Here is a 1238-nt window from a genome sequence, read left to right on the forward strand (position 1 = left end):
TCGCCGCCGGCGACGCCGACGCGCTCGCGCAGGTGCACGCGCGCTACGCCCGCTACCTCGCCGCCGCGGCCGCCCAGATCACCGCGGACCGCGAAGCCGCGGCCGAGGTCGTCCAGGACGTCCTGGTGCACCTGTGGGAGCACCCGTTGCGGTTTGATCCTGACCGCGGCGGCCTGCGCGCCTACCTGGTCGTCATGGCCCGGCGTCGGGCGGTGGACTGGGTCCGGCGGGAAAGCGCGCGCAGGCCGTCCGAGACCGTCGCCCGGGAACTGGCCGCAACGCCCGACGGCCCGGCCGCCGACACGGTGGTGCTGACCGAGGTCACCGCGGCGATCGTGCGTCGTGGTGTGGCGGATCTCCCGTCGCTGCTGCGCGAAGCGGTGGAACTCGCCTTTTTCGACGGCTACACCTACCGTGAGGTGGCAACCCGACTCACCATTCCGGAAGGCACGGCAAAATCCCGGATCCGCGCTGCCCTGCAGAAACTTGCGGTCCGGTTGGAGCGCGAAGGGGTTCACGTGTGAGCGCCAGGAAGGTCGAACCGCACGACCTTGCGCCCGCGCACCCGTTGCGGAATCCGGCCCCCGACGGCCACGGAGGACATGTCGATGACCTTCTCGGTGCCTACCTCCTCGGCGCCTGCGATCCCGACGAGACGGTCATCGTCGACACGCACCTCGGCCGGTGCGAGCACTGCCTGGTCACGGCCGAGACGCTCAGCATCGGCCTGGTCGGTCTTGTCGGCCGGCAGCGGCACGACCTGGCCTGCGAGGTGTCCGGCGACATGCTCCGCGATGTAGCCGATGAGATAGCCGCCGAGGCGGCCGATGCGGTAGCCACCGAGGTGGACCCGGCCGGTTCCGCCGCCCTGGCCGCGGTCATGGCGGCGGCTCTGACTCGCCGTCCGGCCACGCCGGTGGCACCGGAGATCGCAGATCCCTACCTCACCCAGGTTGGCGCCGTCGACCGGTTGCTTGCCGAGCTCACCGCCGACGACTGGACGCGCGAGATCGTCAACGGTTGGAACACCCGCGAGCTCGTCGCGCATCTGGCCGCCTCCGACGGGCTGGTCGCGGCCGGGATCGGCCTGGCGGTGGATCCGCCTGTGCACAGCACCGACCTGGATGAACGGACCGCCGCCGTCCACGCTCACCAACATGACTGGACGACCGGACGCACCTGGTCGGCCTGGTATGGCGCCATGGAACGGATCGCCGAGCAGCTCCGCCGCAGCGGGC

At 71.3% G+C, this 1238-nt stretch carries 2 protein-coding genes; both read left to right on the forward strand.

All coding sequences use genetic code 11. From position 1 onward, the window contains the following. Positions 1 to 524, forward strand: a 524-nt coding sequence (locus U9980_RS12495; protein WP_322768058.1) for an RNA polymerase sigma factor, incomplete at its 5' end; no start/stop codon positions are given. Then, on the forward strand, positions 521 to 1238 hold a 718-nt coding region (locus U9980_RS12500), incomplete at its 3' end, for a zf-HC2 domain-containing protein (protein WP_322768059.1). The genes U9980_RS12495 and U9980_RS12500, both read left to right, overlap by 4 nt.

Origin of the sequence: Protofrankia sp. Cr1 (assembly GCF_963555865.1) — a bacterium.
GTDB lineage: Bacteria > Actinomycetota > Actinomycetes > Frankiales > Frankiaceae > Protofrankia.